Annotated in this window: 22 protein-coding genes; 13 read left to right on the forward strand and 9 right to left on the reverse strand. The window is 61.0% G+C overall.

The window, feature by feature from the left end; translation table 11 throughout:
* Window positions 1-58: 58 nt before the first annotated feature.
* Together choX and betC are read right to left on the reverse strand one after the other, a co-directional pair.
* Window positions 59-976, reverse strand: a complete 918-nt coding sequence (choX, locus tag C1X29_RS26970; protein WP_102718827.1) for a choline ABC transporter substrate-binding protein — start codon at window positions 974-976, stop codon at window positions 59-61.
* 16 nt (window positions 977-992) lie between these two features.
* Window positions 993-2,507 carry a choline-sulfatase gene (gene betC, locus C1X29_RS26975; RefSeq protein WP_102688223.1) on the reverse strand — a complete coding sequence of 505 codons (1,515 nt, stop codon included), beginning with the start codon at window positions 2,505-2,507 and terminating at the stop codon, window positions 993-995.
* 114 nt (window positions 2,508-2,621) lie between these two features.
* On the opposite strand from betC, the gene C1X29_RS26980 reads away from it, so the two are divergent.
* Entirely contained in the window at window positions 2,622-3,572 is a 951-nt protein-coding gene (locus C1X29_RS26980; protein ID WP_102718828.1) for a LysR family transcriptional regulator, read from the forward strand.
* A 4-nt stretch (window positions 3,573-3,576) separates the two neighbouring features.
* Here C1X29_RS26980 and C1X29_RS26985 read toward each other — a convergent pair whose 3' ends face one another.
* A complete protein-coding gene (locus C1X29_RS26985) occupies window positions 3,577-4,236 on the reverse strand; it encodes an NAD(P)-dependent oxidoreductase (RefSeq protein WP_102718829.1) in 660 nt (219 codons plus the stop codon).
* A gap of 84 nt (window positions 4,237-4,320) precedes the next feature.
* Between C1X29_RS26985 and C1X29_RS26990 the strand changes: the two genes are divergently transcribed.
* The gene (locus tag C1X29_RS26990; protein ID WP_102718830.1) at window positions 4,321-4,647 is read left to right on the forward strand and encodes a DOPA 4,5-dioxygenase family protein; all 327 of its coding nucleotides are present in this window, start codon (window positions 4,321-4,323) and stop codon (window positions 4,645-4,647) included.
* Here the strand turns inward: C1X29_RS26990 and C1X29_RS26995 are convergent, their stop codons facing one another.
* Window positions 4,648-5,049, reverse strand: coding sequence for a GFA family protein (locus C1X29_RS26995; protein WP_085748030.1), 402 nt, complete (start codon window positions 5,047-5,049; stop codon window positions 4,648-4,650).
* 335 nt (window positions 5,050-5,384) lie between these two features.
* Here C1X29_RS26995 and C1X29_RS27000 point away from each other — a divergent pair, with 335 nt between their 5' ends.
* The 9 genes from C1X29_RS27000 to C1X29_RS27040 all read left to right on the forward strand — a co-directional run bounded on the left by C1X29_RS27000 (window position 5,385) and on the right by C1X29_RS27040 (window position 15,562).
* Entirely contained in the window at window positions 5,385-6,692 is a 1,308-nt protein-coding gene (locus tag C1X29_RS27000) for a CitMHS family transporter (protein ID WP_007954069.1), read from the forward strand.
* Between the two features lie 71 nt (window positions 6,693-6,763).
* Complete coding sequence (locus C1X29_RS27005) at window positions 6,764-7,531, forward strand: TerC family protein (protein WP_085748031.1); 768 nt, start codon at window positions 6,764-6,766, stop codon at window positions 7,529-7,531.
* A 214-nt stretch (window positions 7,532-7,745) separates the two neighbouring features.
* The gene (locus C1X29_RS27010; protein ID WP_085748032.1) at window positions 7,746-9,404 is read left to right on the forward strand and encodes a Na/Pi cotransporter family protein; all 1,659 of its coding nucleotides are present in this window, start codon (window positions 7,746-7,748) and stop codon (window positions 9,402-9,404) included.
* A 94-nt stretch (window positions 9,405-9,498) separates the two neighbouring features.
* The gene (locus C1X29_RS27015; protein WP_102718831.1) at window positions 9,499-10,890 is read left to right on the forward strand and encodes a pitrilysin family protein; all 1,392 of its coding nucleotides are present in this window, start codon (window positions 9,499-9,501) and stop codon (window positions 10,888-10,890) included.
* Window positions 10,891-10,966: 76 nt separating this feature from the next.
* A complete protein-coding gene (locus tag C1X29_RS27020; RefSeq protein ID WP_039764894.1) occupies window positions 10,967-11,995 on the forward strand; it encodes a DUF5924 family protein in 1,029 nt (342 codons plus the stop codon).
* A 55-nt stretch (window positions 11,996-12,050) separates the two neighbouring features.
* Window positions 12,051-13,199, forward strand: coding sequence for an ABC transporter permease (locus tag C1X29_RS27025; protein WP_102718832.1), 1,149 nt, complete (start codon window positions 12,051-12,053; stop codon window positions 13,197-13,199).
* Window positions 13,196-13,999, forward strand: a complete 804-nt coding sequence (locus C1X29_RS27030) for an ABC transporter ATP-binding protein (RefSeq protein ID WP_039764888.1) — start codon at window positions 13,196-13,198, stop codon at window positions 13,997-13,999. Before C1X29_RS27025 ends, C1X29_RS27030 begins: the two co-directional genes overlap by 4 nt.
* A 1-nt stretch (window position 14,000) precedes the next feature.
* On the forward strand, window positions 14,001-14,939 hold the full coding sequence (locus tag C1X29_RS27035) for an MlaD family protein (RefSeq protein WP_102718833.1): 939 nt from the start codon (window positions 14,001-14,003) through the stop codon (window positions 14,937-14,939).
* Entirely contained in the window at window positions 14,936-15,562 is a 627-nt protein-coding gene (locus C1X29_RS27040; protein ID WP_102718834.1) for an ABC-type transport auxiliary lipoprotein family protein, read from the forward strand. The genes C1X29_RS27035 and C1X29_RS27040 overlap by 4 nt, the downstream gene beginning before the upstream one ends.
* Window positions 15,563-15,565: 3 nt before the next feature.
* Here C1X29_RS27040 and C1X29_RS27045 read toward each other — a convergent pair whose 3' ends face one another.
* The 5 genes from C1X29_RS27045 to C1X29_RS27070 all read right to left on the reverse strand — a co-directional run bounded on the left by C1X29_RS27045 (window position 15,566) and on the right by C1X29_RS27070 (window position 20,009).
* Window positions 15,566-16,795 carry a nucleoside recognition domain-containing protein gene (locus C1X29_RS27045; RefSeq protein ID WP_102718835.1) on the reverse strand — a complete coding sequence of 410 codons (1,230 nt, stop codon included), beginning with the start codon at window positions 16,793-16,795 and terminating at the stop codon, window positions 15,566-15,568.
* Between the two features lie 201 nt (window positions 16,796-16,996).
* On the reverse strand, window positions 16,997-18,328 hold the full coding sequence (gltP, locus tag C1X29_RS27050; RefSeq protein WP_064379587.1) for a glutamate/aspartate:proton symporter GltP: 1,332 nt from the start codon (window positions 18,326-18,328) through the stop codon (window positions 16,997-16,999).
* 697 nt (window positions 18,329-19,025) lie between these two features.
* Window positions 19,026-19,490, reverse strand: a complete 465-nt coding sequence (locus C1X29_RS27060; protein ID WP_085748037.1) for an inhibitor of vertebrate lysozyme family protein — start codon at window positions 19,488-19,490, stop codon at window positions 19,026-19,028.
* 2 nt (window positions 19,491-19,492) lie between these two features.
* Window positions 19,493-19,657 carry a DUF1328 domain-containing protein gene (locus tag C1X29_RS27065; RefSeq protein WP_003177151.1) on the reverse strand — a complete coding sequence of 55 codons (165 nt, stop codon included), beginning with the start codon at window positions 19,655-19,657 and terminating at the stop codon, window positions 19,493-19,495.
* A gap of 67 nt (window positions 19,658-19,724) precedes the next feature.
* Window positions 19,725-20,009 (reverse strand): hypothetical protein, encoded by a 285-nt coding sequence (locus tag C1X29_RS27070; RefSeq protein ID WP_102718836.1) that lies wholly within the window; start codon window positions 20,007-20,009, stop codon window positions 19,725-19,727.
* A gap of 427 nt (window positions 20,010-20,436) precedes the next feature.
* On the opposite strand from C1X29_RS27070, the gene algB reads away from it, so the two are divergent.
* Window positions 20,437-21,783, forward strand: coding sequence for a sigma-54-dependent response regulator transcription factor AlgB (gene algB, locus C1X29_RS27075; RefSeq protein WP_007954049.1), 1,347 nt, complete (start codon window positions 20,437-20,439; stop codon window positions 21,781-21,783).
* A 10-nt stretch (window positions 21,784-21,793) separates the two neighbouring features.
* Window positions 21,794-23,495: KinB sensor domain-containing domain (locus C1X29_RS27080; protein WP_102718837.1), on the forward strand; the 1,702-nt coding region annotated here is incomplete at its 3' end.

Consider the following 23,495-nt stretch of genomic DNA (forward strand, 5'->3'; position numbering starts at 1 on the left):
GGGTTGGGGTGAGGGGGGAAAAGATCTAAAGCGAACTCAGACCTTCAGCACACCGCGATCAAAGCTTCGCTTTAACCGCCGCCAATGCATCTTTGCCATCCACCGTCTTCACCCCATCAAGCCACTTGTCCAACACCGCCGGATTCGCCTTGATCCACGCCTTCACCGCCTCCGCATTGCTGACCTTCTTGTTCACCACCTCGGCCATGATGCTGTTCTCCATCTCCTGAGTGAACGCAAGATTGGTCAGCAATTTACCCACATTCGGACAGGCCTCGGCGTAGCCCTTGCGGGTCAGGGTGTAGACGCTACCCGTGTCGCCAAAGTACTTCTCGCCACCCTTGAGGTAATGCATTTTCAGCTGCACGTTCATCGGGTGCGGAGTCCAGCCGAGGAAGGTGACGAACTTCTGCTTCTTCACCGCCCGCGAGACTTCGGCCAGCATCGCCTGTTCGCTGGACTCGATCAGCTTCCACTGGCCCAGGTCGAAGTCGTTCTTCTTGATGATCTCCTGCAGCGAGATATTCGCCGGCGCACCGGAGCCAATGCCGTAGATCTTCTTCTCGAATTTATCGGCGTACTTATTCAGGTCGGCAAAGTTATGCACACCCGCATCCCACACGTAATCCGGCACGGCCAGGGTGAATTCGGTGCCGTCGAGATTCTTCGCCAGTTGGGTGACGTCACCGGTGGCCACGAACTTGTCGTAGAAGCCCTGCTGCGCCGGCATCCAGTTGCCGAGGAACACGTCAACCTGGCCATCCTTCAAGCCGCCAAAGGTGATCGGCACCGCGAGGGTGTCGACCTTGGCCTTGTAGCCCATGCCCTCCAGCAGAAACCCGGTGATGGCGTTGGTCGCGGCGATGTCGCTCCAGCCGGGGTCGGCCATTTTCACCGTGTCGCAGCTCTCGGCGAACGCGGATGCGCTGCCCAGTGCCAGCAGACTGACCGTCACGACTGTGGATAACTTGACCATGGACTTCCCCTTAACGTTATTGGTTTTGGCAGGGTTGTGGATAACGGGCCTTGCGCTCCAGGTCATCGAGGTCGATGTGGTTGCGCATGTACTGCTGACTGGCGTCCACCAGCGGCTGGTGATCCCAGCTCTTCAGCTTGCCGATCGTCAGCGCCTCGGAGACGAAGCGCCGGCGACGCTGGCTTTCGAGGACTTCACGGTGGATCGCCGGGATGTCCCACTTGGCCCGTGCTTCAGCAAGAAAATCGTCGAAAAGCTGGCGATGTTGCGGTGATTGGCTGAGTTCTTCCTGCTCGCGCGGATCGTTGTCCACATCGAAGAGTAGGCAAGGGTCGGTTTCGCTGTAGATAAATTTGAAGGCGCCACGGCGGATCATCATCAGCGGACTGACAGTGCCTTCGGCCATGTATTCGCCGAATACCTCGTCGTGACCGCCCTGCCCTTGCAGATGTGGCACCAACGAACGGCCATCGAGCGGCAGACTTGGTTCCAGGCTGCCGCCGGCCAGTTCGACGAAGGTCGGCAACAGGTCGGCGGTGGAGACGGCAGAGCTGACACGGCCCGATTTGAACTGACCGGGTGCACTTATCAACAGGGGCACTCGAGCGGCCATTTCGTACCAGTGCATTTTGTACCAGAGGCCCTTCTCTCCCAGCATGTCGCCATGGTCGCCGGAGAACACGATGACGGTGTCGTCCGTCAGCCCACAATCTTCGAGGGTTTGCAGAAGTTTGCCGACGTTGGCGTCGATATAACTGCATGCACCGAAGTACGCGCGGCGTGCGTCGCGGATTTTATCCACAGGCAGCGGCTTGTCCCACAGATCGTAGACCTTGAGCAAACGCTGGGAGTGCGGATCGAGTGAATGCTGATCCGGCGTCGTCGGAAGCGGGATATTCGCATCGTCGTACAAATCCCAGAACGCCTTGGGAATCGTGTACGGATCGTGAGGGTGAGTCATCGACACGGTCAGGCAGAACGGCTGATCGCCGTCCTCGCGGATATGGTCGAACAGGTATTGCTGAGCCCTGAACACCACCTCTTCATCGAAATCGAGCTGGTTGGTACGCACGCACGGGCCGGCCTGAAGCACCGAAGACATGTTGTGATACCAGCTCGGCCGCACGTCGGGCTCGTCCCAATTCACCGCCCAGCCGTAGTCGGCCGGATAAATGTCACTGGTCAGGCGCTCTTCGTAACCGTGCAGTTGATCGGGGCCGCAGAAATGCATCTTGCCCGACAGCGCGGTGCGATAACCGAGGCGGCGCAAGTAATGCGCGTAAGTGGGAATGTCGGCGGGGAAATCGGCGGCGTTGTCGTAGGCGCCGATCTTGCTCGGCAACTGGCCGCTGACCAGGGTGAAGCGCGAAGGCGCGCACAGCGGGCTGTTGCAGTAGGCGGCATCGAACACCACGCCTTGTTCGGCGAGGCGGCTGAGATTCGGCAGTTTGATCGGCGATGGGCCGTAGAACGGCAACATTGGCGCGGCCATTTGATCGGCCATGATGAAAAGAATGTTCTTGCGCTTCATGTGATCGCGGCATTCCATAGTGAATATTTATGCGACATTGCTGCGATCGAGCATGGATTCCCCGCAATATCCGGTAAAGCCCGCGCCGGACAATGACTAGGATAAGCACAGCTTATGTATGAAGCCCTCGGTGTTTTGTCGCTGGACCTGTTGCGCGCCTTCGAGGCGGCGGCCCGTCATTGCAGTTTTACCGCTGCGGCGGTTGAGCTCGGCACGACGCAACCGGCGATCAGTCAGCAGATCAAACGGCTGGAGGAACAGCTCGGAACGCGACTGTTCGATCGCATCTACCGGGGCATCGAACTGACCGAGGTCGGCTCGATCCTGTTCGAGCAGGTTACCCTCGGTTTGCAGAATATCGACGCAGGATTGAGCGCGATCAGCACGCAACAGCAACATGAAGTGCTGCAGGTCGCCACCGATTTCGCTTTCGCCGCGTATTGGCTGATGCCGCGTCTGCACCGCTTCCATGAAGCTTATCCACAGGTGGACGTGAGCCTGGTCACCAGCGAACGCAATCACAACATGCTGCGTCCGGATATCGACGTTGCCGTTCTGTTCGGCGACGGTCGCTTCAAACAGGGCGAAAGTCACTGGTTGTTCAGCGAAGAAGTGTTTCCGGTGTGCAGCCCGCAACTGCTCAAGGATCGCCCCCTGCCCTTGCCGGCCCAGGCATTGATGGAGTTTCCATTGCTGCACCTGCGCGGAGAAAACAGCAGCAACTGGTTCGACTGGAGCGGTCTGTTTCGCGCGCTGAACATCAGCACGCCGCCGGCCCCGGGCCAACTGCGCTTCGACAATTACACCTTGTTGATTCAAGCCGCGATTGGCGGTCAGGGCGTGGCGATCGGCTGGCGGCACCTTGTGGATAACTTGCTTACCCAGGGACTGTTGTGCCGGCCGATCGCCGAAACCACCCTGTCGCGCCTCGGTTATTACGTGGTGCTGCCGCAACGCAAGCGCCGGGGCGCGTTGATCCAGACGTTCGTGGATTGGCTGATGGCCGAACAGGCGAGCAGCGCCGAATCCCTGGCCGGGCTGCCGTTGCCTTCGATTGCTGTGTAACGGATCAAGAGGCGGCGACAAAATCCACGTGCTGGCGCAGATGCAGATTCAGCCGCAGCTCATCGGCAATCCCCACCGCCACCCGGTTCAGGCGTTCCAGCGGTTCGGCCAGACCCGGTTCAAGCGTGCGGCCGACCTGACTGAAATGCTCGATGGTCAGCCCGGCGACGCTGCGCGGTGCGTTCACCAGCGTCCAGTGCAGCGGGCTGCTTTGCAGGGCTTCGCGCACTTCTTCGGCGGCGTGGCGTTGCAGCGGGTCGGCGTTTTCCGGGTCGTCCAGTGCCTCGAATTCGCCGATGACAAACAACCGCGAGATGTTCGCCGCCTGCAATCCGTCGATCAACGCATCCACCGCCAGCACCTGTTCCACCGGCCCCAGCACCACGGATTTCTCGACATGATCGCTGCTCAGCGGCAAGCCTGGCGCATTCAGCAGGCAGATCACCGCCGTGCTGCCGGCCACGCTCTGATTGACCCGCTCGGCATCCAGCAGATCGCCGCTTTTGGTGCGCAGACCCGGCCGAGGCGCGAGCGCCGTCAGATCGTCGAGGATCGCGATGACTTCGTGCTGGCGACGCAGCAGTTCAGCCATCAACGCACTGCCCAGGCTACTCATGGCACCATAGAGCACCACTTTCACCGCCGGGGTTTCGGCATTTTTCATGGCTGAGGTCCCTTTTGTTTTCCCTTGTATGGCGTGTGACATACGGGCAACGCCGAGGGTTCGAACCGATTCAGAGGGTTTGCGATGCAGACGATCAAGGGTTATCACGCCCATGTTTATTACGACGCCAGCACGATCGAACAGGCGCGGGCGCTGTGTGAGCAGGCCGCGCAATTATTCCCATTGAAGATGGGCCGCGTGCATGAACGTCCGATCGGCCCGCACTCGGACTGGAGCTGCCAGTTGGCCTTCGGCCCGGAGCTGATCGGCGACGTGCTGCCGTGGCTGGCGCTCAATCGCAAGGGTTTGGTGGTGTTCCTGCACCCGGACACCGGCGATGACTTGCTCGATCACACCGAACACGCGATCTGGATGGGCGCGATGCGGCCGCTGGATCTGTCTGTTTTTTAATCAGATGGTTTCTTCGGGCTCGCCCGGCAAATGCTCGTCCAGGTGCAGCCACGGCAACTGGCTGTCGGTCCAGATATGCCGCTCGGCGGCGGCCTGCTCCGGGTGATCCAGTGTGGCAATCGTCAGATCGATGCTCTCGGGACTGAGCAACGTTACCAGCGCCAGTTGTGCGCCGCAGTTCGGACAGAAGAACCGGGCGCAACTGGTCGATGAGTCATAGCGCGAAGGCGTCCCCGCCAGCCACTGGAAGTTCGCCGCCGGCAGCGTGATCCAGGTAGTGACGATGCCACCGCTGACCTTTCGACAGATCGAACAATGACAGTGGGCGATGTCCTGCAACGCGCCGCTGAACTGATAGCGGATATGTCCGCAATGGCAGCCACCGCCGTGCAACTCAGTCATCGCCCTGCCCTCCGCTTCCCGTGTTCATTGACTCTAGCCCGCATCCGACGGCCGGTTGGCCGTTCGCCCAAAGCTTTCTTGCGCGAAAGGTAGCTGAAAGGTTCCCCGATTAGGATCGCCCCCACTGCCGGCAACAGACCGGTTGGCCAACGCGTGTGATTGCTCGCACGACAGGCCCAATTAACAACAACAATGGTGATTCTGATGTCCTCTGTAACCCGCCTCCTCCCACGCCTTTTTTCTGACACTCCGCCCGTACGCCTCGTGATTCCCGTTCTGCGCTGATCCCGCCGATCCGCTCACTTACCTAGCCGCGCTACGCCTGGAGTATTCCCATGCTGACTTTCCTTGGCTTCGCCATGGTCATCACGTTCATGTTCCTGATCATGACCAAGCGCCTGTCTGCGCTGATCGCTCTGATCATCATCCCGATCCTGTTCGCTTTGTTCGGTGGCTTTGCGCCGAAGATCGGCCCGATGATGCTCGAAGGTATTACCAAGCTTGCGCCGACCGGCGTGATGCTGATGTTCGCGATTCTGTATTTCGCCCTGATGATCGACTCCGGCCTGTTCGACCCGGCCGTGCGCAAGATCCTCAAACTGGTCAAGGGCGACCCGCTGAAAGTTTCGGTCGGCACCGCCGTACTGGCGCTCGTCGTTTCCCTCGATGGTGACGGCGCGACCACTTACATGATCTGCGTGGCCGCCATGCTGCCGCTGTACAGCCGCATCGGCATGAGCCCGCGGATCATGGCCGGTCTGATCATCCTCGCCGGCGGCGTGATGAACATGACCCCATGGGGTGGCCCGACCGCCCGTGCCGCCAGTGCGCTGCACGTGGACCCGTCGGACATTTTCGTACCGATGATCCCGGCGATGGCTGCCGGTGTGGTGGCGATCCTGATCATTGCCTACTTCTACGGCAAACGTGAGCGTGCGCGTCTGGGCGAGCTGCACCTGATCGGCGACGAAATCGATCACAGCGAAATCAGCGTTTCGCAATTCCCGGATGCCCGCCGTCCGAAACTGATCTGGTTCAACGGCCTGCTGACCCTGGCCCTGATGTGCACTCTGATCGCCGGCCTGTTGCCGCTGCCGGTGCTGTTCATGGTGGCGTTCAGTATTGCCATGATCGTCAACTACCCTTGCCTGCAAATGCAGAAGGATCGCGTCGCCGCCCACGCCGGCAGCGTGCTGTCGGTGGTCAGTCTGATCTTCGCGGCAGGCATTTTCACCGGTATCCTGTCGGGCACCGGCATGGTCGATGCGATGTCGAAAAGCCTGCTGGCGGTGATCCCTGATTTCCTCGGCCCGTACCTGGCGGTGATCACGGCGCTGGTGAGCATGCCGTTCACGTTCTTCATGTCGAACGATGCGTTCTACTACGGTGTGTTGCCGGTGTTGTCCGAAGCGGCCAGCCATTACGGCATCACCGCGGTGGAAATGGCCCGTGCCTCGATCGTCGGTCAGCCGGTTCACCTGCTGAGCCCACTGGTGCCGTCGACATACCTGCTGGTCGCACTGGCGGGGATCGAGTTCGGCGATCATCAGCGTTTCACCCTGAAGTGGGCAGTGCTGGTCTGCCTGTGCATACTGGTCGCAGCCTTGCTGTTGGGGACTTTCCCGCTGTTCAGCACGTTGTAACGGCACCAAACTCACCAGGACGCCAGCTGATTGCTGGCGTCCTGGTTTAACACTCGCTCAAAGGAATACACATGGAATGGCTGACCAACCCTGAGATCTGGGTTGCCTTCTTCACCCTGACCGCCCTGGAAATCGTTCTGGGCATCGATAACATCATCATGATTTCGATCCTGGTCAGCCGCATGCCCAAACACATGCAGCAGCGCACCCGGATCTTCGGTCTTGGCCTGGCCATGATCACGCGGATCCTGTTGCTGCTGTCGATCACCTGGGTCATGCGCCTCACCGCCGACCTGTTCGAAGTGTTCGGCCAGGGCATTTCCGGTCGCGACCTGATCCTGTTCTTCGGTGGCCTGTTCCTGCTGTGGAAAAGCTCCCAGGAGATGTACCACGCGCTGGAAGGTGAAGATGAGAGCGGCGACGAGCCTTCGGGCAAGGGCGGCAATTTCCTCTACACCATCATCCAGATCGCGATCATCGACATCGTGTTCTCGCTTGACTCGGTGATCACCGCCGTCGGCATGGTGTCCCACGTTCCGGTCATGGTTGCGGCGATCATCGTGGCCGTGCTGGTGATGATGCTGGCCTCGGGCAAGATCAGCGAGTTCATCGACAAGCACCCGTCGCTGAAAATGCTCGCGCTGTCGTTCCTGCTGGTGGTCGGTACCGTGCTGATTGCCGAGTCGTTCGACGTGCACGTACCGAAAGGCTACGTCTACTTCGCCATGGCGTTCTCGCTGGCGGTCGAAGCGATCAACATCAAGATGCGCACCGCCATCGCGAAAAAACGCAAACAGCAGGATCCGGTGAAACTGCGCAAGGATATTCCGGGTCAGTAACCCGAACGCTGCGCAACAGATCAAAGGGCCTTCGGGCCCTTTTTTCATGGCTGCATGAACCTGTTTTCATGACACTTTTGTTTCAATCTCCGCTTTAGCTGTGCAATGCTGGCGCCCAGACCGTTAGCCAACTACAGCTTAAGTATCAGAACGTAGAAATTGCGCGGTACCGTCAACTTGCCCCTCTGGGGCGCTGCTATTACAGGGGGTCTGCATGCTCACCCTGCTGAATTTGCTGTCTGCCGTGGCCCTGCTGATCTGGGGCACGCACATCGTCCGAACCGGCATCCTGCGGGTGTACGGCACCAATCTGCGCCACGTGATCGGCCAGAACATGTCCAAACGCTGGCTGGCCTTTGTCGCCGGCATCGTCGTCACCGCGATGGTGCAGAGCAGCAACGCCACCGCCATGCTCGTGACGTCCTTTGTCGGTCAGGGCCTGATGGCGTTGACCCCGGCCCTGGCGACCATGCTCGGTGCCGATGTCGGTACGGCGCTGATGGCGCGGGTGCTGACGTTCGACCTGTCGTGGCTGTCGCCGCTGCTGATTTTTATCGGGGTGATTTTCTTTCTGTCGCGCAAACAGACGCGGCTCGGGCAGATGGGCCGTGTGTCCATTGGGCTTGGACTGATTATTCTGGCACTGCAATTGATCGTCGAGGCCGCTGCGCCGATCACCCATGCCCAAGGGGTGAAGGTGATTTTCGCCTCGCTGACCGGCGATATCCTGCTCGACGCCCTGGTCGGCGCGTTGTTCGCGATGATTTCCTATTCCAGCCTCGCCGCCGTGCTGCTGACTGCCACGCTCGCTGGCGCTGCGGTGATCAGTCTGCCGGTGGCTATCGGTCTGGTGATCGGCGCCAATATCGGCAGCGGCGTGCTGGCGTTCATGAGCACCAGCATGCAGAACGCCGCCGGCCGGCAGGTGGCGCTGGGCAGCCTGCTGTACAAACTGATCGGGCTGCTGCTGATCATTCCGGTGCTCGACCCGCTGGTGCACTGGATCGACAGCCTGGATTTCAGCCCGCAGGAAATGGTCATCGGCTTCCACCTGCTCTACAACACCGCGCGTTGCCTGATCCTGCTGCCGAGCGTCGGGCCGATGGCGCGGCTGTGCGCCTGGCTGCTGCCGGAGCGTCCGGAGGTCAACGGCACCGCCAAGCCGCGTCACCTCGACGCCACCGCGCTGGTCACGCCGAGTCTGGCGCTGGCCAACGCCGCTCGGGAAACCCTGCGCATGGGCGACCTGATCGACAACATGCTCGACGCGACCCTCGACGTGCTGCGCGGCAAGCAGACCGCCATCACTCAGGAAATGCGCAAGCTGACCGATGACGTCGAAGCGCTGTACAGCGCGATCAAGCTGTACCTGGCGCAGATGCCCCGCGAAGATCTCGGCGAGCAGGACAGTCGGCGCTGGGCGGAGATCATCGAACTGGCGATCAACCTCAAACTGGCCAGCGACCTGATCGAACGCATGCTGCGCAAAGTGCAGCAGCAGAAGACTTCTCAACGCCGGTCGTTCTCCGAAGACGGGCTGGAAGAACTGGCCGGGCTGCACCAGCAACTGATCGCCAACCTGCGGCTGGGGCTGTCGGTGTTCCTCAGCGGCGACAAGGAAAGCGCTCGTCAGCTGCTGCGCGAGAAACGTCGCTTTCGCGCACAGGAACGGCGTCTGGCCCACGCCCATGTCAGCCGGTTGCAACGCAAGATCGTGCAGAGTATCGAGACCAGTTCGCTGCACCTGGAGTTGATTGCCGACATGAAACGCCTGAACTCGCTGTTCTGCAGCAGCGCCTACGTGGTGCTGGAAACTTCCGATACCGGCGCGCTGGCGGCGGACGATATGGCGGACATCACGCATTCGCCTTGAACGTCTGGGGTTGTGGTCAGTCAGTAACTCAAGGTTCGGCCTCGCAGCCGGACTGACGACACGGATCTCCAATTCAGCCGTATGGAAGCTCGTTATGCGTTGCCTGTTGTTCGCCTGTCTGTTGCTCGGTTCCCTGCCCGCTTTCGCCCTGGATCGTTTTCAGGTCGAAGGCTATGCGCTGCCCAACGGTCTGCAATTGCTGCTCAAGCCCGGCACCGAGCGTGGGCACGTGGCGATCCGCTTGGTGATCGGCGTTGGTCTGGACGATTTCGACTGCAATGAAAAAGAGCTGCCGCACCTGCTCGAACACTTGCTGTTCAGCGGCATCGACGCCACCGGCGAAGGCGGTCTCGAAGAGCGCATGCAGGCCCTCGGTGGTGACTGGAACGCCTTCACCAGCAACGCCGACACCACGTTCGTCATCGAAGCCCCGGCGAAAAACCAGCGCAAGGTCCTCGACCTGCTGCTGGCTCTGCTGACCCAGACCCGCTTCGACGACAACGCGATCAACGCCGCCAAGCGGGTGGTCGAGCGCGAGGACGGTGGTCACTACACCCGCCTGCAGCGCTTCCTCGACCGGCAGGACCTGGGCCACACCGCGAGCAATCAGCTGGCGGTCGAACTGGGCCTCAAATGCCCGCAGCGGGCCGAAGTCGATGGCCTGACCCGCGAGCAGCTGGATAAGGTGCGCAAGGCCTGGTACGCGCCGAACAACATGACCCTGATCGTCGTCGGTGACCTCGACAAACTGCTGCCGGCCTATCTGGAACGGGCGTGGGGCGCGCTGGAAGCGGTAGAGCCGAGCGAACACCGTCCGTTGCCGGACATCCGCGCCAGCGCCGCCCACGAACGCACGATCACGCGCGGCTTCATCGGCAACAGCGCCAAGCTGCACTGGCTGGTGCCGGAGCCGGTGCTGGACGATCAGTACGACGAAACCTTCGACCTGCTCAAGGAATACCTGGAGTGGGCGTTGTACCGCCAACTGCGCCTGAACCACGGTTTGTCCTACGGGCCGTGGGCCGAACGCGAGGTGTTCGGTGGCGTCGGCTTCATGAGCCTCAACGCCGACCTGGATCGCGGTGACATCGCCGAAGCCGAACAGGTGCTGGAAGACCTCAAGGCCGACCTGCTGAAAAACGGCCTCGATGCCGACACCTTCAATCGCTTGAAACAAGCCGCCATCGCCCACCAGGCCTGGGCCGTGCAAGGCACCAGTGCCCTGGCCGATTACTACTGGAGCGCGCTGGGCGACTACGAGGATGGCCGCTTTGCCGATCCTGCGCGGGAGCTGCAAGGCGTGACGCTGGAGGCGGCGAACAAGGCCATGCGCGAGTTGCTGCTGCAGCCCGGCTATCTGCGGATCGAGAAACCGCTGCTCAGCGACGATCAGGTGTTGTGGCTGCTGGCGGGCGGATTGGGCGTGCTGGTGCTGATCCTGCTCGGCTGGCGCCTGCATCGGCGCAAATCCGTGGATCCGGACTGACCGGCAGCCTCGCCACACGGCCCGGCGGGCGGTACTCTGTCGAGGTTTTTTTCCTATCCAGTCGTGAACCGCCCAAATGTCTAAATTGACCCTCCTGATCCAGCGCATTCTCGAACTGATGAAGCGCTACCCCGGGGTCATTGCGCTCGGCGGTTTCATCTCCGGGGTCGGCAGTTTCATTCTGGTCGACCGGCAACAGGGGCTGGCGAGCTGGATCACCACGATCATGCTGCTGAGCTGGATCTGGCTGATGCTGGAAAACAGCCTGACCAAGCTGTTCACGCGGATCTTCAAACGGGAAATCCCCCAGCCGCTGCTGCGTTACGCGACGCAGATGATCCACCAGGAAAGCCTGTTTTTCGTCCTGCCGTTCTTCTTCATCACCACCACCTGGAACAGCGGCCAGCTGTTTTTCACCGGGCTGCTGTGCATCGCGGCGCTGATCTCGATCGTTGACCCGCTCTACTACAAATGGCTGGCGCCACGGCGCTGGGCGTTCCTCGCGCTGCACACCCTGACCCTGTTCGCCGCCCTGCTCACCGCGCTGCCGGTGATCATGCACCTGACCACCTCGCAAAGCTTCAAATGGGCGCTGGGGATTGCGGTGGTGTTGTCGTTCCCGAGCCTGGCGTCGATCTTCCCGATCCGCACCGTGCGCAACGCGCTGGCGATCCTGTGTATCACGGTCGGCATCGGTGGCGTCGGTTGGGTCCTGCGTTCGTGGGTGCCGCCAGCGACGCTGTGGATGACCGACGTGGCGATCAGCACCCAGGTGCAGGACCGGGTTCCGGGCGCCAGCCTCAAGGAAGTCAGCGCCGAACAGATCCGTGGCGGCGGGCTCTATGCCTACACCGCGATCAACGCGCCGCGCGGGCTTGATGAGCGGATTTATCACGTCTGGCAATTCAACGGCAAAGAGGTCGACCGCATCGCCCTCGACATCCACGGCGGGCGCAAGGAAGGCTACCGGGCCTGGACCCACAAGCAGAACTTCCCCGGCAACCCGGCGGGCAAATGGCAGGTGCGGGTGTTGACCGAAGACGGTCAGGTAATCGGCGTGCTGCGCTTCGAGGTCACGGACAGCACACCGACCAAAGAAAAGTAACCGGGTTCGTGCTATTACGTATGCCAGCGTATTCAGCCGAACAAGCACGGAGCTTATGACCAGCAGCCCAATGACCGGCAGTGCCCGCCTGGACACCTCGATCACCCCTGCCCGCCTGCGGGTCACCGGGGACTGGACGCTTGCCCATTACGCCGACCTCAAGCAACTGAGCGAAACGCTCCACGGCCAGTACGACGCCAACACCCCCATCGATCTCAACGGCCTCGGCGCCCTCGACACCGCCGGTGCGTCGCTGCTGGTGGAACTGCTCGGCTCCGAGCGGCTGAGCAAGTCCGCCGAACACCCCGACTGCACGATTTCCAGCGCCGACCGCGCCTTGCTGCAAACCGTGTATCGCTCGCTGACCGACTTCTGCGTACCGATCAAGGAACCGGAAATCAGCGTCAGCGTGCAATTGCTGACCCGTATCGGCCGGGCCGTTGATACGGTCTGGCAGGACACTTTGCAGCTGCTCGGTTTCGTCGGCCTGATCCTCGAAACCATCGCTCGCAGCCTGTTCCGGCCCAAGCGCTGGCGGATCACGCCGATGATCGCCCACATCGAACAGACCGGCCTCGACGCCGCGCCCATCGTCGCGTTGCTGACCTTTCTGGTGGGCGCGGTGGTGGCGTTCCTCGGGGCGACGGTGCTGGCGAGTTTCGGTGCCAGCGTGTTCACCGTGGATCTGGTGGGCTTCGCCTTCCTGCGCGAGTTCGGGGTGCTGCTCACGGCGATCCTGATGGCCGGCCGCACCGCCAGTGCCTTCACCGCGCAGATCGGCTCGATGAAGGCCAACGAGGAAATCGACGCGATTCGCACCCTCGGCCTCGACCCCATGGAATTACTGGTGGTGCCCCGGGTGTTGGCGCTGCTGGTGGCGCTGCCGATGCTGACCTTTCTGGCGATGATCTGCGGGATCGTCGGTGGCGCAGTGGTCTGCGCGGTGTCGCTGGATATCTCGCCGGCGATGTTCCTGTCGCTGTTGCAAAGCGACATAGGGATTCAACATTTCCTGGTGGGCCTGGTCAAAGCCCCGATCTTCGCGTTCCTGATCGCCGCCATAGGTTGTCTGGAAGGCTTCAAGGTCAGCGGCAGCGCCGAATCGGTCGGCGCCCACACCACCTCAAGCGTGGTGCAATCGATTTTCGTGGTGATCGTGCTCGATGCGGTTGCCGCGCTGTTTTTCATGGAGATGGGCTGGTGAGTCGTCTACCCCGCGCGCCTTCCGAGGCGGTGATCGAAGTCCGTGGCCTGTGCAATCGCTTCGGCAGCCAAAGCGTGCACGAGAACCTCGACCTGGACTTGTACAAAGGCGAAATCCTGGCCGTGGTCGGCGGCTCCGGCAGCGGCAAATCGGTGTTGCTGCGCAGCATCGTCGGCCTGCGCCAGCCCAGCGAAGGCATGGTCAAAGTGTTCGGCCAGAACCTGCCAAGCTTGCCGGAGCATGAGCGTTCGCTGATCGAGCGGCGCTTTGGCGTGCTGTTTCAGAAAGGCGCGCTGTTCTCGTCGCTGACCGTCACCGAGAATGTCGCCCTGCCCCTGATCGAACACGCCGGCCTGAGCCGCGACGATGCCGAACATCTGGCGGCGGTGAAGCTGGCGCTGGCCGGGCTGCCGTTGTCGGCGGCGGACAAGTACCCGGCCTCGCTGTCCGGCGGCATGATCAAGCGCGCGGCACTGGCCCGGGCGCTGGCGCTGGACCCGGACATTCTGTTTCTCGACGAACCCACTGCCGGCCTCGATCCGATTGGCGCCGCGCAGTTCGACCAATTGATCCTGACCCTGCGCGACGCGCTGGGCCTGAGCGTGTTTCTGGTGACTCACGACCTCGACACGCTCTACACCATCACCGACCGCGTCGCGGTACTGGCACAGAAGAAGGTGCTGGTGGCCGGTCCCATCGACGTGGTCTCGGAAACCGACGACGCGTGGATTCACGAATACTTCCACGGCCCTCGCGGCCGCTCGGCGCTGGACGCCGCCAAACAGCTCAACGAGGTCTGACATGGAAACCCGAGCCCATCATGTATTGATCGGCCTGTTCACGGTGATTGTGGTGGCGGGCGCCCTGCTCTTCGGTCTGTGGCTGGCCAAGTCCAGCGTCGACACCGAGTTCAAGGATTACGAAATCGTCTTCAACGAGGCGGTCAGCGGCCTGTCCCGGGGCAGCCCGGTGCAGTACAGCGGGATCAAGGTCGGCGATGTGGTCAGCCTGCGCCTTGATCCGAAGGACCCGCGTCGAGTGCTGGCACGCATTCGCCTGGCCGGCGACACGCCGGTCAAGGAAGACACCGAGGCCAAACTGGCCCTGGCCGGCATCACCGGCACGTCGATCATCCAGCTCAGCGGTGGCACGCCGCAAAGCCCGAAACTCAAGGGCCATGACGGCAACTTGCCGACCATCGTCGCCTCGCCTTCGCCCATTTCGCGGCTGCTCAGCGACAGCAACGATTTGATGAGCGGGGTCACGACGTTGCTCAATAATGCCAATCAGATGTTCTCCGCCGACAACATCGAGCGCGTGAGCAAAACTCTCGCGCATCTGGAGCAGACCACCGGCTCGATCAACGATCAGCGCGGCGACCTGCGCCAGGCCATGCAGCAACTGGCGACGGTCGGCAAACAGGCCGGCAACATGCTCGAACAGACATCGGCGCTGATGCGCAACGCCAACGGCCTGCTCAACGATCAGGGCAAGCAGGCCTTGGGCAGCGCCGAGCAGGCGATGAAGTCCCTGGAGCAAAGCAGCGCCACCATCAACGGCCTGCTCAGCAAGAACCAGAACTCCCTCGACAGTGGCATGCAGGGTCTCAACGGCCTTGCCCCGGCGATCCGCGAACTGAGGGAGACTCTGAATTCGCTGCGCGCCATTTCCCAACGTCTGGAGGCCAACCCCAGCGGTTACCTGCTGGGCAGTGACAAGAACAAGGAGTTCACGCCATGAAGCTGACTCGCCTCGCCCTCCTCGCCGGCTTCACGCTGATCAGCGCGTGCTCGATCCTGCCCAAGTCCGAACCGCTGGACGTCTACCGTTTGCCAGCCGCACAGGCGCCCGCCTCGGCCGGTTCGGCGGCGGCTCAGCACTGGTCGCTGCGTCTGAACAAACTGCAGGCCAGCGAAGCGCTGAACCGGCCGGGTATCGCGGTGATTCCCCAGGGTGACGTGATCAGCACTTATAAGGCCTCGCGCTGGAGCGATCCGGCGCCGGTGCTGGTGCGTAATCGATTACTGGATGGATTCCAGCGTGACGGGCGTATATCGCTGCTGAGCACCGACGACAGCAATTTCCAGGCGGATCTGGAACTGGGTGGCAGCTTGCAGGCATTTCAGACCGAGTATCAGGGCACGCAGGCCAGCGTGGTGGTGCGGGTCGATGCGTTGCTGGTGCGCGGTTATGACCAGCGGATTCTCGCCAGTCGCCGCTTTGAAGAGCGCCAGCCGCTGAGCGATGTGCAGGTGCCGGCGGTAGTGGCCGGATTCGGTCAGGCCAGTGATCGGCTCACCGCGAAGGTGGTGGCGTGGGCGGTGGAACAAGGGCAGAAGGTTGCCCCACCTGCCCGGCCTTGATCCTTAACCGAAGAACCAGTAGCAGACGCCGATAGCGCCGAGCACACCCGCCAGCTCGGCCAGCAACGCGCAACCGACGGCATGCCGGGCGCGCTGGATGCCCACCGCGCCGAAGTACACCGCCAGCACGTAGAACGTGGTTTCGGTGCTGCCCTGGATCGTCGCCGCCACCAGCGCCGGGAAGCTGTCCACGCCCGAGGTCTTCATCGTTTCGATCAGCATCGCCCGCGCGGCGCTGCCGGAGAACGGTTTGACCATCGCTGTCGGCAGCGCGTCAACGAAGCGTGTGTCCCACCCTGCCCACTCCACCAGATGGCGGATGCCGTCGAGGCCGAAGTCCAGCGCGCCGGACGCGCGCAATACGCCGATCGCGCAGAGCATCGCCACCAGATACGGCAGCAGGTTCTTGGCGACGTCGAAACCTTCCTTCGCACCTTCGACAAAGGTCTCGTAGACCTTCACCTTGCGCAAGGCGCCGATCACCAGGAACAGCATGATCAGGCCGAACAGCGTCAGGTTGCCGAGGATCGACGACAGGCCCGCCAGCGCAGTGGCCGACATCGTCGCGAGCAGCGCCATGAAGCCGCCGAGGATCAGCGCGCCGGGAATCAGGTAGGCCAGCACCACCGGGTCCCAGACCCGCAAGCGCTGCATGAACGCCACCGACAGGAAGCCGACGATGGTCGAGCAACTGGTCGCCAGCAGGATCGGCAGGAACACCAGCGTCGGGTCCGGCGCGCCTTGCTGGGCGCGATACATGAAGATCGTCACCGGCAGCAGGGTCAGGGACGAGGCATTCAGTACGAGGAACAGGATTTGCGCGTTGCTGGCGATGGTCGAGCTGGGGTTGAGCTCTTGCAGCGCCTTCATGGCTTTGAGGCCGATCGGCGTGGCGGCGTTGTCCAGGCCCAGGCCGTTGGCGGCGAAGTTCAGGGTGATCAGGCCCAGCGCGGGATGTCCGGCTGGAACTTCCGGCATCAGCCGCAGGAACAGTGGCCCGAGCACTTTGGCCAGCCATTCAACGATGCCGGCCTTTTCGGCAATGCGCAGGAAGCCCAGCCACAGGGTCAGCGTGCCGAACAGCAGCACCATGACTTCGACCGACAGCTTGGCCATGGCAAAAATGCTTTCCACCATCGCCGCGAAGATCCCGGCGTTGCCGCCGATCAGCCATTGCCCCAGCGCCGAAACGGCTGCCACGACGAAGAAGCCAAGCCACAGGCCATTAAGCATCAGTCAAATCCCCCGGAAGATGCGGCGAATGATAGCGGGACTGCCAGAAACGACAAACCCCGGATTTCTCCGGGGTTTGTTGGTAAGGCTTGCATCAACCACTGTGGGAGCGGGCTTGCCCGCGATGGCGGTGTTCATTCAGCGAATATGTTGAATGTGCGCACCTCATCGCTGGCAAGCCAGCTCCCACAGGGTTTTGCATCAGTTTTTGGAGATTTCACCGGCCGGCAGTTTTTCCTTGCTGCGCCAGTGCGGCAGCGAGTTCCAGTAGCGCTGGCCCTTGGCGTCGTCGTACATGCCTTCCCAGCGGGCGATGACCAGTACGGCGAGGGCGTTGCCGATCACGTTCAGGGCGGTACGCGCCATATCCATCACACGGTCGACACCGGCGATGAAGGCCAGGCCTTCCAGCGGAATACCGACGCTGCCCAGAGTGGCCAGCAGTACCACGAAGGACACGCCCGGTACGCCGGCGATACCTTTGGAGGTAACCATCAGGGTCAGGACCAGCAGCAGTTGCTGGCTGATCGACAGGTCAATGCCGTACAGCTGGGCAATGAAGATCGCCGCGATGGACTGGTACAGGGTCGAACCGTCGAGGTTGAACGAGTAGCCGGTCGGTACCACGAAGCTGCAGATGGCTTTCGGTGCGCCGTAGGCTTCCATCTTTTCGATCACGCGTGGCAGCACGGTTTCCGAGGAAGCGGTGGAGTAAGCCAGGACCAGCTCATCCTTGAAGATGCGCATCAGCTTGATCACCGAGAAACCGAACATCTTGGCGATCAGGCCCAGAATCACGAAGGCGAAGAAGGCGATGGCGACGTAAACCAGGATCACCAGCTTGGCCAGCGGCAGCAGCGAAGCGAAACCGAAGTTGGCGACGGTCACCGCGATCAGTGCGAACACGCCGATCGGGGCGTAGTTCATGATCATGTGGGTGACTTTGAACATGCTTTCCGAGACGCCCTGGAACATCTTCACCAGCGGCTCGCGCAAGTCCGACTGCAGGCTCGACAGACCGAGACCGAACAGCACGGAGAAGAAGATGATCGGCAGCATTTCGCCGCGGGCCATGGCCGCGAAGATATTGGACGGGATCAGGTTGAGGATGGTCTCGATGAACGCGTGTTCATGCTGCACTTCGGCGGCGGTCGCCTGGTACTTGGAGATGTCCACAGTACCCAGGGTGCTCATGTCGATGCCGGCACCCGGATGGAACAGGTTGGCCAGCAGCAGGCCAACGACGATGGCGATGGTGGTGACGATTTCGAAGTAGATGATGGTCTTCAGGCCGATACGCCCGAGCTTCTTGGCGTCGCCCACGCCGGCGATGCCGACGATCAGGGAAGAGATGACGATCGGGATCACGATCATCTTGATCAGACGGATAAAGATATCGCCTGCCGGTTGCAGGACGTTGCTGATCCACCAGGCCTTCTCGGCACTGAAATGGTTGAGCAACGCACCGATTGCAATCCCCAACACCAGACCGATGAGGATCTGCCAGGCGAGGCTAAGCTTTGCCTTCTTCATTATCTTTACCCTTACTTGCGTTTGACTCAGGCACATGCAGGAACTGGAACGCTCTTTAGCGGAAAAGTCTGTGCATCTGCCTCCGTATAAGGTGCCCCGAAGCGCGTGTTTACGGCTCTCCGGCAGGCGAAAAAAGGCGCAACTATTCCGATGCAAGGTTGCGCCGTCTAATGCCGTAAACGCCTACCCTATGCCGAATCGGCATGAGCTTTTTTAAATGAAACTGGCGTCCCAACCGGTTCGAATACGACATTTCGGCAGGCATAAGTGCCGTGAACCGGCCATTACAGCGTAGGTTGGTTATTTTTTGAACGAGTGATTTCGACGAAAAATTTGGGAAAAAGCCTACGTTCGGAAACTAAATGTCCGACTTGGTGGATCGACTCTTTCTCGATATACGGTCGCCAGGAAACACCGCGAAATGCTTTCGCACGCAGTGTGGGCGATAAAAATGAAGAGCAGAATGCTCTGGATCAACGTTTTGTCACGTTGAAAGCTCAGCGCAAGTCCGTCAAACCGCTTCGGCTGGCGAACTTGCGTCGCAGCTTTTACCCTGACCCGGCCCTCATCGCAGGCACTCCCTGTACCCGTAGGTCACTCCGACCCTGCAACAGTCAGAACGTCCCGGCCCCCTGGTCATGCACCGGCCTTCCTCGGGCCGACGCAATGGAGGACAGCCTTTCGGCTGCCCTCGTGTTCAATACCAGTTCGGATCTTTCTTCAGCGTTTCCATCAGAAGATCCTGCATGCCCTGGTCGGGCTTGCCGAGGAAGCGGTAGGTGGCATGTCGCGTTGGCGACTTGTCTGCCGGCAGCCCTTCAGGCACATCCACAAGCATGGCGTAAGCGTCTTTCTTGTCGAAACTGAACGCGACGATCAAGCGATGGTTCATGCACTTGTCTGCGGATTCGCAGAGCGGGCCGACCAGATACTTGTCGCCATCTTCGGTTACGGCATTCATCTGCTGGTCAGGTGTACCGGACAGGTTCATCACCCATTCCGGCAGGCGTTCTTCCTTCTTCACCACGCCTTCCCAGGTTTCCCTGTATTGCGGGTCGGAACTCAACAGTTCGTTGACCCGCGCCTGGCCGTCATTGGCCGCCATCGCCATGGCACTACCGCCCAGGAGCAGGGCGGCTGCCAGTGTCTTTAAACCCTTCATGTTCAACCTCGACCGCGACGGCCAAAGAAGAAGGAAGCGATGAACATCACCAGGAACACGACAAAGAGAATCTTGGCGATACCCGTGGCGGTGCCCGCGATACCACCGAAGCCCAGTACTGCAGCGATGATGGCAATGATCAGGAATGTGATTGCCCAGCTCAACATGGTGATTCTCCTTGCTTCTATTTAGGGATGTTGCCGGTCTCGGCGCGGGGGCGCCCAGATTCGTTGATCAGAAAACCCAGCGTTCTTCACGGGGCATGTCGCCCAGTGGCTGTGGCTGGTCGACGTCCATCATGCGCATCGCGCCGTTGTCGGCCTGGCTGCTGCTGACGGCGCTGAAGTGCGTCTGCGTCGCGTGTTGCATCGAGATCAGTGGCTCAGGTTGCTGACTCTGCTCCCAGCGCAGGTATTGCTGGCAAGCGATCAAAGTGACCAGCAGCGCAAGTGCGCCAAACAGGGCCTGCTGCAAGTGCAGTGGCGAGATACGCATTTGGGCGGCACGTGGGCGAGTCATCCTGGGTTCCTCACTCTTGTTCGATTGGGGCAGTGCATATCTGCCCGGGCTGAGAGAGGTATTGCAGCCTGCGTGCCAGCTTTTTTGATTGAGAAAAACCAATAAAATCAGACAGTTACAAACAGTATGAAAATTCCTGACGACGCATCCTGCACGATGGTCCGCATAGGGTCGTGCGTAATGCACGATTATTTCGTAGGAGAAATCATTATTTTTGAATTGAGGACAGGGTACGGATGTCAGAAAAGTAGGCAGGAAACCGACCTGAAACTGTGCGATGTTTAAAAAACCAATGAAATCAGTTGATTAGCCGTTAGGGCAGGAGAGAGCTACCCTGCAATGACTGGAATCGATCAGAATCAACCATGCAACTTGCCCGATTTTTCCGGGACTAACCCAAGACATTCACTTATGGAGCGTAGGAAAAATGGAATCAGCCACTGAGCACCAAGGCCGCATTCTGCTGGTGGACGATGAATCCGCCATCCTGCGAACCTTTCGTTATTGCCTCGAAGACGAAGGTTATACCGTCGCCACCGCCAACAGCGCGGCTCAGGCTGACGCGCTGCTGCAACGCCAAGTGTTCGACCTGTGCTTCCTTGATTTGCGCCTGGGTGAAGACAACGGCCTGGATGTATTGGCGCAGATGCGCATTCAGGCGCCGTGGATGCGGGTGGTGATCGTCACCGCGCATTCGGCCGTCGATACCGCGGTAGACGCGATTCAGGCCGGCGCTGCCGATTATCTGGTCAAACCGTGCAGCCCGGATCAATTGCGCCTTGCGACAGCCAAGCAGCTTGAAGTGCGCCAGCTGTCGGCGCGTCTGGAAGCCCTCGAAGGCGAGATCCGCAAACCCAAGGACGGTCTCGATTCCCACAGCCCGGCGATGAAAGTCGTACTGGAAACCGCGCGGCAAGTGGCGGGCACCGACGCCAACATCCTGATCCTGGGTGAGTCGGGCACCGGTAAAGGTGAGCTGGCCCGAGCCATTCACGGCTGGAGCAAGCGCGAGAAGAAATCCTGCGTCACCATCAATTGCCCGTCGCTGACCGCCGAACTGATGGAGAGCGAGCTGTTCGGTCACAGTCGTGGCGCGTTCACCGGGGCCAGCGAAAGCACGCTGGGTCGCGTCAACCAGGCCGATGGCGGCACGCTGTTTCTCGACGAGATCGGCGATTTTCCGCTGACGTTGCAACCCAAGTTGCTGCGTTTCATCCAGGACAAGGAATACGAGCGGGTAGGGGATCCGGTCACCCGCCGCGCCGATGTGCGTATTCTCGCCGCCACCAACCTCAATCTTGAAGACATGGTGCGCGACGGGCGTTTCCGTGAAGACCTGCTCTATCGCCTGAACGTCATCACCCTGCATTTGCCGCCGCTGCGCGAACGGGCCGAAGACATCCTGACCCTGGCCGACCGTTTCCTCGCTCGCTTCGTGAAGGAATACGCGCGCCCGGCCCGGGGTTTCAGTGATGAGGCTCGCGAAGCACTGTTGGGTTATCGCTGGCCCGGCAATATCCGTGAGCTGCGCAACGTGGTCGAGCGGGCGAGCATCATCTGCCCGCAGGAGCGTGTCGAAATCAGTCACCTCGGCATGGCGGAGCAACCTGCGAACAACGCACCACGGGTTGGCGCCGCGCTGAGCCTCGATGAGCTGGAGAAAGCCCACATCGGCGCAGTACTGGCGACTGCCGGCACTCTCGATCAGGCCGCCAAGACTCTGGGGATCGACGCCTCGACCCTGTATCGCAAGCGCAAGCAGTACAACCTGTGAGCATCCGCCGATGAAACTGGCGATGAAGTTGCGGACTCGCTTGTTCCTGAGCATTTCCGCGCTGATCACCGTGGCCTTGCTCGGGCTGATGCTCGGGCTGGTCAGCGTGATGCAGATGGCCGGGACTCAGGAGGCGCTGATCCGCAACAACTTCGTCACCCTCGATCTGGGGCTCAAGCTGCGGCAGACGCTTGGCGATCAACTGATCATGATGCTTGCCGAGAAACCCGATCCCGTGGCGTTCGAAGCATCCAAACAACGCTATTTCGAATTGCTCGACGAGGGTATCGCCCAAGAGCAGAAAAACGACAATCGCCAATATGGCTTCAGTCAGGCGAAGAGCGATTACCTGACCTTCCTTGAGGCGTTCGATATCTCCCGCGATCCGGGCGCCGCCCTGAGTGGTAGTGGCGACTTGCGCGAACGATTCAACACCCTGCGTAACGGTTTGATCACCGAGCACAAGCACGCGCTGGATAACATCAACGCTGTCCAGCACGCTGCCCGTGACCGGGCGCTGCTGATTTCCGGCCTGCTCGGGCTGGTGGGGCTGGCAGTGCTGATCATTGGTTTCGTTACCGCCCAGGGCATTGCGCGGCGTTTTGGTGCGCCGATCGAAGCGTTGGCCAAAGCGGCGGACAATATCGGCCAGGGCAATTTCGAAGTGACCCTGCCGGTGTCCTCGGCGATGGAGATCAATCTGTTGACGCGCCGCTTCGGGCTGATGGCCGAAGCCCTGCGCGAGCATCAGGCGACCAATGTCGACGAACTGCTCGCTGGCCAGCAGCGCCTGCAAGCGGTACTTGACAGCATCGATGACGGTTTGCTGATGATCGACCGTCAGGGTCGTCTGGAACACTTGAACCCGGTGGCCCAGCGACAATTGGGCTGGGACAGCGACCGTTTCGGCGAGGGCCTGGGCACAGCGCTTCAGCGTCCAGAGCTGGATGCACAGCTGCAACTGGTGTTGCGCGGCGGCAACCTTGAGCGGGCGCCGGAAGACTTGAGCATCGAGGTCGATGGCGAGTCGCGCCTGCTGACCTACAGCCTTACGCCGGTCAGCCATACCCAGGGGCATATCCTCGGCGCCGTGATGGTTTTGCATGACGTCACCGAGCAGCGCGCCTTCGAACGGGTGCGCAGCGAGTTCGTGCTGCGCGCGTCTCACGAATTGCGCACACCGGTCACGGGCATGCACATGGCGTTCGGGCTGTTCCGCGAGCGGGCTAAGTTTCCTCCGGAGTCGCGCGAGTCCGACCTGCTCGACACGGTCAATGAAGAAATGCAGCGCCTGATGCAGTTGATCAACGATCTGCTCAACTTTTCGCGTTATCAGAGCGGTTTGCAGAAGCTCACGCTGGCGCCGTGCTCCATCGAGGATCTGCTGGAGCAGGCGCGTTTGCGTTTCGCCGATTCGGCGGCGCAGAAGGGCGTTACCCTGCAAGTCGAAGCGCAAGGCCCGCTGCCACGCTTGCAGGCGGATCAGGCGCAGCTCGATCGAGTCCTCGACAACCTGATCGACAACGCCTTGCGCCACACGGCGCGCGACGGGCTGATCCGCTTGCAGGCCCGGCGCCATGGCGAACGGGTGATCATCAGCGTCGAAGACAACGGCGAAGGAATTGCCTACGGTCAACAAGGGCGGATCTTCGAACCGTTCGTCCAGGTCGGCAGGAAAAAGGGCGTCGCCAGCCAGATCCGCTGCTGGCCGC

The organism is Pseudomonas sp. GW456-12-10-14-LB2 (assembly GCF_002884345.1).
Taxonomy (GTDB): domain Bacteria; phylum Pseudomonadota; class Gammaproteobacteria; order Pseudomonadales; family Pseudomonadaceae; genus Aquipseudomonas; species Aquipseudomonas paraglycinae.